The organism is Janthinobacterium sp. SUN073, assembly GCF_030397665.1.
Lineage (GTDB): Bacteria > Pseudomonadota > Gammaproteobacteria > Burkholderiales > Burkholderiaceae_D > Janthinobacterium.
In genome coordinates this window covers 168,517-175,262 of record NZ_JAPUBT010000014.1, presented here as the reverse complement: position 1 = coordinate 175,262, position 6,746 = coordinate 168,517, and the positions used below count along the sequence as shown (strand labels likewise).

7 protein-coding genes are annotated in these 6,746 nt (G+C 63.5%); 5 read left to right on the top strand and 2 right to left on the bottom strand.

The features are described 5' to 3' along the window. A partial coding sequence (locus O0882_RS26815; RefSeq protein ID WP_289952932.1) for an IS3 family transposase occupies positions 1 to 484 on the top strand: 484 nt, incomplete at its 5' end. A 70-nt stretch (positions 485 to 554) separates the two neighbouring features. Here the strand turns inward: O0882_RS26815 and O0882_RS26810 are convergent. Beyond that, the gene (locus O0882_RS26810) at positions 555 to 1,406 is read right to left on the bottom strand and encodes an SDR family oxidoreductase (RefSeq protein ID WP_289952928.1); all 852 of its coding nucleotides are present in this window, start codon (positions 1,404 to 1,406) and stop codon (positions 555 to 557) included. Positions 1,407 to 1,523: 117 nt separating this feature from the next. Between O0882_RS26810 and O0882_RS26805 the strand changes: the two genes are divergently transcribed. From O0882_RS26805 to phaP, 4 genes are all read left to right on the top strand, one after another. After that, complete coding sequence (locus O0882_RS26805; RefSeq protein ID WP_289952926.1) at positions 1,524 to 1,949, top strand: helix-turn-helix domain-containing protein; 426 nt, start codon at positions 1,524 to 1,526, stop codon at positions 1,947 to 1,949. Between the two features lie 103 nt (positions 1,950 to 2,052). Further along, positions 2,053 to 4,293 (top strand): ATP-binding protein, encoded by a 2,241-nt coding sequence (locus O0882_RS26800; RefSeq protein ID WP_289952923.1) that lies wholly within the window; start codon positions 2,053 to 2,055, stop codon positions 4,291 to 4,293. A 47-nt stretch (positions 4,294 to 4,340) separates the two neighbouring features. Next, positions 4,341 to 4,535, top strand: a complete 195-nt coding sequence (locus O0882_RS26795) for a hypothetical protein (protein ID WP_071078190.1) — start codon at positions 4,341 to 4,343, stop codon at positions 4,533 to 4,535. Positions 4,536 to 4,642: 107 nt separating this feature from the next. After that, complete coding sequence (gene phaP / locus O0882_RS26790) at positions 4,643 to 5,242, top strand: TIGR01841 family phasin (RefSeq protein WP_096234778.1); 600 nt, start codon at positions 4,643 to 4,645, stop codon at positions 5,240 to 5,242. Positions 5,243 to 5,394: 152 nt separating this feature from the next. On the opposite strand, the gene O0882_RS26785 is transcribed toward phaP, so the two are convergent. Then, positions 5,395 to 6,624 (bottom strand): MFS transporter, encoded by a 1,230-nt coding sequence (locus O0882_RS26785; protein WP_289952919.1) that lies wholly within the window; start codon positions 6,622 to 6,624, stop codon positions 5,395 to 5,397. Positions 6,625 to 6,746: the final 122 nt, after the last annotated feature.

Genomic DNA, 6,746 nt, shown 5'->3' with positions numbered 1-6,746 from the left:
GCCGGAGCAGGTGTGGGTAGCCGATATCACGTATCTCCCGACCGCCGGAAAATTCGTCTATCTGAGCTTGGTAACGGATGCGTATTCGCGCAAGATCGTGGGCTATCACGTGCACGCAAGCCTACAAACCGAAGAGGTCAGCGAGGCCTTGAAGATGGCCCTGCGAGCACGACAGCGCAAGACGCCGCTGATCCATCATTCAGACAGGGGCATCCAGTACTGCTCGACTTACTATCAGGAAATTCATCGTCGTCATGGACTGACTTGCTCCATGACAGACGGTTATGACTGCTATCAGAATGCGCTGGCTGAACGCATCAACGGCATTCTGAAAGGCGAGTTCCTGTTGAATCGGCCGGCGGACCTGAAACAGGCGAGCAAAATGGTGGCGCAATCGGTGCGGATATACAACCAGGAACGACCACATATGGCCTTGAAGTACAAAACGCCCGATGCGGTGCATCGGGCGTTTGCGCAGCAATAAATACTGTCAACCTATTTTAGGACTGGACACCGGATGCCGCGCGGTCTTTCCAACCTGCGGCACCCTCCCCTTACTTGGCCAGCGCCGCCTTCACGGCATCGACCAGGCTCGTCGTCGGACGTTTGATCAGCGCGCTCAATTGCTTGCCATTGTCTTCCAGGCCGCCCCTGGCCGCGCCCGCATCGGAATCGGCCAGCAGATCGGCAAAGCCTTCCGGCACGCCCACGCCCACCAGCGCCGCCTTGAAATCCGCCTGCGGCAAGTCTTTATACACAATCGCCTTGCCCGACTGGCGCGCCACTTCGGCCGCATATTCCGCCAGGGTAAAGCCGTGGTCGCCAGCGAGTTCATAGATGGCTTGCGGTTTGTCGGCCGTCAGGACGGCGGCGGCGGCGGCAGCGTAATCGGCGCGCGCGGCGGACGAGAAACGCCCGTTTTGCGCCGCGCCCAGCACCACGCCATGCTCAAGCACGGGCGCCAGATGTTCCGTATGGTTTTCCAGGTACCAGCCGTTGCGCAGGAACGTGTACGGCAGGCCGGAGGCGCGAATCGCCGCTTCCGTGATCACGTGCTCGGCGGCCAGGCCCAGCGGCGACGTGTCGGCGCGCAACACGCTGGTGTAGGCCAGCAGGGCCACGCTGGCCCGCTTGGCCGCATCGATGACGTTCTGGTGCTGCTGCGCGCGCTGGCCCACTTCGCTCGACGAAATCAGCAAAATCTTCGTTGCACCTTTGAATGCCGCATCGAGACTGGCGCCATCGTTGTAGTCAGCCTGGCGCACTTGCACGCCCAGTGCCGCCAGGTTGGCGGCCTTGGCCGGATTGCGCACGGCGGCGATGATGTTGGCTGCGGGTACGGATGTGAGCAGGCTGGCGATGACGTGCTGGCCCAGGTTGCCTGTGGCGCCGGTGATGACAATCATGATTTCTCCTTGGTACGTGGGTGGTAAAACCCTATAATAGGACTATTACTTACTTATTGTAAGTACGTACCTTTTGGTAAGTATGAATTCACACTCCCATCTTGAAGGCGAACTATCATGTCCACAGACACTCCCGGCGCCAGCCTGCGCGCCGCCCTCGTCCGGCAAAACCAGGGAGCGCAACTGCTGGCGGCCGCCTGCCCGTCGCGCGCCGTGCTCAGCCACCTGACCAGTCGCTGGGCCGTGCTGGTACTGGTATTGCTGCTGAGCGGCACGCGGCGCTTCAGCGAACTGCGCCGCGAAGTGGGCGGGGTCAGCGAAAAAATGCTGGCGCAAACCCTGGAAGCGCTGACGGGCGACGGCTTCGTGCTGCGCCAGGCATATCTGGTGATACCGCCCAAGGTGGAATACAGCCTCACGCCACTGGGACGCGAAGCGGCCGAACGCCTGGCCGTGCTGGTCGACTGGATCGAGGATAATTATCCGCGCATCGAACAGGCGCGCGCCGAACTCGCGCTGCCGTACGCACAAAACGCAGCGTGACACGGCGCGCAAACGCATTGCTTTTGGCCATCAAGAATTATCGTTTACTCCTCCTTGCCTTGATGTAATACTAGTCTCACAATACGCGTAAGGACGCGACACCATGAATCAGTTGATTTCTTCCATCGCCGACCGGGCCAACGTGCTACTGGTCAGCAATTCGCCGAACGATGTGCGCGAACTGCTGTATGTGCTGGACCGGCATAACCTGGGCACGGGACTGGCGGGCGATATCGACGAAGGCGTGGAACTGGCGGCCGGCGGCACGGACCTGATCCTGCTCGACGCGGCCCTGGCGGGCACGAATATCGGCGCCACCTGCATGCGCCTGCGCAATGCGGGCGGACGCCATGGCGTGCCCCTGCTGCTGATGTCGGCCACCCCCAGCGCCGAAGAACAGGGCCGCAGCGTGGGCGCCGGTGCTTCCGACTACATCAAGATGCCCTTCAATGCGCGCGACGTGGCGGAAAAAATCCTCATGGAACTGGCGCTGCACAAGGCCGAGGCGCCCGCGCCGCGTGCCTCCACGCCGCCGCGCCCCCTGCATCCGCAAACGCTGGAAGTCAATTACCACTCCATCCTGGCCGGTTCGCCCGACGCCGTGCTGTTGTTCGATATCGACAACCGCCTGCTGATCGACGCCAACCACCTGGCCGAAGAATTGTTCGGCATGCCGCTGGCCGAGCTGCTGCAGGGTGGCATGGAACCGCTGTTCCCCCAGCATCAGGACGATGGCCGCGCCTCGCCGCAATTGCTGGAAGAAAAGATCCGAGATACCTTGCAAGGCAAGATCGTCGTCTTCCGCGCCAGCTGCTGCCACCGCGACAGCCACCCGATCGCCTGCGAAATCCGTTTGATGCGCCTGTCCGTGCCTGGCCGCCAGCTGGTGCATGCGCGCATCATCGACTTGACCGAACGCAACCTCGCCGAAGCGATGCGCGCGGGCCAGAGCGCCTTGCTGGAAATGGTCGCCAAGGGCGCGCCCCTGATCCCCACCCTGAACCAGCTGCTGCTGCTGATCGAAGGCCAGTCGCGCGGCGTGCTGTGCTCCATCATGCTGCTCGACGACGACGGCATCCACATGCACAGCGCGGCCGGCCCCAGCCTGCCGCCCGAATACATGGCCCTGCTCGAAGGCATGGCTATCGGCCCCGGCGTGGGTTCCTGCGGCACGGCCATGTTCCTGCGCGAACCGGTGGTGGTCAGCGACATCATGCACGATCCGCTTTGGGCCCCCTACCGCGAACTGATCGCGCCGTTTGGCTTGCGCGCCTGCTGGTCGCGCCCCATCTTCGGCCAGGATGGCAGCGTGCTGGGCTCTTTCGCCATGTACTACCGCGAAGTGCACCAGCCCGATGCGCGCGACCTGGAACTGATCGACACGGCAAGCGACCTGGCCGGCATCGCGATTGGCCGCATGCGCCACGAACGCGAGCTGCAGCGCCACCGCACCCACCTGGAAGAGCTGGTGGCCGTACGCACGGCGGCCCTGACGCAGGCCAAGGAACATTCGGAGCAAACCAACCTGGAACTGGCCGCGGCACTGGAAAACCTGTCCATCACGCAAGAAGAACTGGTGCGCCGCGACAAGCTGGCCGCGCTGGGCGCCCTCGTGGCCGGCATCGCGCATGAACTCAATACGCCGATCGGCAACGGCCTGGTGGTGGCCACCACCATGGCCGAGCGCACGCGCGAAATCCAGGCCAGCTTCCTCGATGGCTTGCGCCGCTCCGAACTGGGCGCCTACCTGACCCAGGCCAGCGAAGCGGACGCCATCATGCTGCGCAACCTGCAGCGCGCCGCCGACCTCGTCTCCAGCTTCAAGCAGATCGCCGTCGACCGCGCCAGCTCGCAGCGGCGCCATTTCCTGCTGCGCCAGTTCGTCGCCGAACTGATGCTGCCCATGTCCACACCGCTCAAGGCCGCCGGCCTGAGCCTGACGCAGGACGTGCCGGACGGCCTGGCCATGGACAGCTACCCCGGTCCGCTGGGCCAGGTGCTGAGCAACCTGCTGGAAAACTGCCTGCGCCATGCCTTCGAGGGCCGCAGCGGCGGCACTATCGCCATCACCGCGTGCGGTAGCGACGACGGGCAGACGATCACCCTGTCCATTGCCGACACGGGCGTGGGCATCGCCGCCGACGACCTCGTGCATGTCTACGACCCCTTCTTCACGACCAAGCTCGGTTCCGGTGGCTCGGGTTTGGGCCTGCACGTGGCGCACAACATCGTCACGGGCGTGCTGGGCGGCCATATCGACGCCATCAGCAGCACCGGCGCCGGCAGCGGCACCACCTTCACCCTGCAGTTGCCCGCCGCGGCGCCGCAATCGCCCGCCCCCTGAATGACAGGCGCGCTACAATGCCCGCAGGCTTTTCTTTCGGAGCACCTATGAAATACCTGATCGCCACGGCCCTGCTGGCCGCTTGCGCCTGCGCAATGGCCGGACCGGCGCCCTGGTACCAGTGGCGCAGCAAGGTCGACGGCACCCTGTCATGCGCCCAATCGACCTTGGGATTTGGCTGGGAACTGGCCTCTGGCCCTTACAAAGATAGCCGTTGCGAAAAACCGGCGCTTGTTAAATAATGGGGGTATGACCACACGGGGCACCGGCTTGAGATCAAGCGATGGCATTGCGGCGTCGAAAGAGTATGGAACGATAAGAACGTATCTATTCAAACCGAGGAGACCACATGTTTACGAATCCCGAACAATTCGCATCGGCCACCAAGGCCCTGTTTGAATTCCAGCTGATGACCTTCAACACCCTCACCTCCAAGGCCGTGCAAGGCGTGGAACAGGTGCTGGCACTGAACATGGCCACCGCCAAGTCCGGCATCGAGGATGGCCTTGCCGCCGGCAAGGAAATCAGCCAGGCCAAGGATCCGAAGGCCGCCATGGCCGCCGCCGCTGCCCAGCTGCAACCGGGCGTGGCCGGCGCAAAAGCGTATAAACAGCAACTCGACGACATCATCAAGGAAATCCACACGGAATTCACCACGGCCGCCGAAGCCCACGTGGCCGAAGCGAAAAGCAATTTGAGCGCCCTGATCTACGACGTCACGAAAAACGTTCCACCAGGCTCGGAAAACGCCGTGGCCATCGTCAAGGCTGCCATCGACAACGCCTTCCTCGGCTACGAGCAAGTCACCAAGGCCACCAAGCAAGCCGTGAAAACCGTGGAAGATCAAATTGCCAAAGCCAGCGCGCAAGTGGCGCAGGCCACGGCAGGCGTACAAGCTGCGGCTGAAAAGGCGGCGCCTGCTGCCAAGCCGAAGGCAGCTAAAAAGTAACAAAACCCAGGAGCAGATACCGGGGTCGTACCCTGCAGGGTACGACCCCAGCTTTTTGCAGGGTTCACCTCACCGGCTTGATCCGGTACACGCACCGCCCCGCCCTCCAGCAGATATTCCCCCGCCAACACCCGCCGAAAGATAGCCAACTCCTAGCTGCAGAAATCCTCGCATGCCTTCGCGTCCACGGCACCGTCCAGCTGGCGGCGCCAGGCGACCATGCGCCACGCGGCCCAGGCGGCGGACAAGGCGCCCGCGACGAGTATCAGCCGCGTATCGATCAGGGTCAGCACGGAGCCGCTCAGGGCGACGACGATGTTGGCAATGCAAAACGTCGTGGCCAGCAAGCCCATCACGGCGCCCTGCCCGTGCGCACTGAAGCGCTCGGCGCACCAGCCCTGGATCACCGTGTTGTACAGCGCATTCGGAATGCCGAATAGCACGATGGCGGCGATGCCCACCCAGATATTGCCCAGCGCCAGGATCCCCACGGCCAGCGCCACGCCGCAGGCATACCAGCTGGCGCGCAGCAAGGGCGCATGGCGGCTGGGCCCGCCCGCCAGCAAGGAGGTGATGGTCATCGTGCCGCACAGGCCCACATTCACCCAGGCAATCTCCTGCGCATGGTAAGCGGCCGTCTCGACCAGCCACAGCGGATAGAACTCATAAAAACTGGCCACGCCGCAAGTGAACGCCAGTTGCACGATGAACAGGGTGCGCAGCTCGTCATGGCGCAGCAGGTTCAGCGAATGGCGGTCGCGCGCCACTTGCCACCACGACGTCGTCAAGAGCGAAGGCGTTTCGCGCGGCAAACCCACGGCCACCAGCACGGCGACGAGCATCAGGGCGGCGGCGGCGATCCAGAACGGCACCGTCACGCCCCAATGCAGGGTCGCGCCCGCCAGGATCGGCCCCACCAGCCAGCCCAGGTAAAACGCACCATTCAGCCACGACATGGCGCGCAGGCGCAGCGGCCCCGTCAGCTGGTCGGCCAGCATGGCGCGCGCCACGGCGCCGTTCCCTTCCAGCAAACCCGTGATGAAACGGGCGACGATGAACAGCGGGTAGGACTGGATCACCAGCGCCCAGGCCGTGATGGCGTGGCCGATGGCGGCGCCCACGGCCGTGCGCATCAGCAAGGGGCGGCGGCCATAGCGGTCGGACAAGGGGCCCAGCACGGCCGAGCCGATCAGCAAGCCCAGCGGGTTGATGGTCAGCGCCAGGCCGAACAGCAGTTTGGATGGCAAGCCGAGGAAATGATTGAAGGCATTCGGCGCCTCGGCCGCGAATAGCGGTGGCAGGATAGGGTATGGCAGCGAGGCGCCGATGGTCGACAGCAGCGCCAGCAGACAGGCGGCGGAAATCAGGATGATGTTTTTCATGCGGGCTCGATGAATAGTGTCTGGCAAGACTACGTGCCCATGCCACATTAGTAAACTAAATGTCTATTAATTACATACCGCATGACTGCCGTGCACGCCATCGCCTCGGCTATCATTGCCCC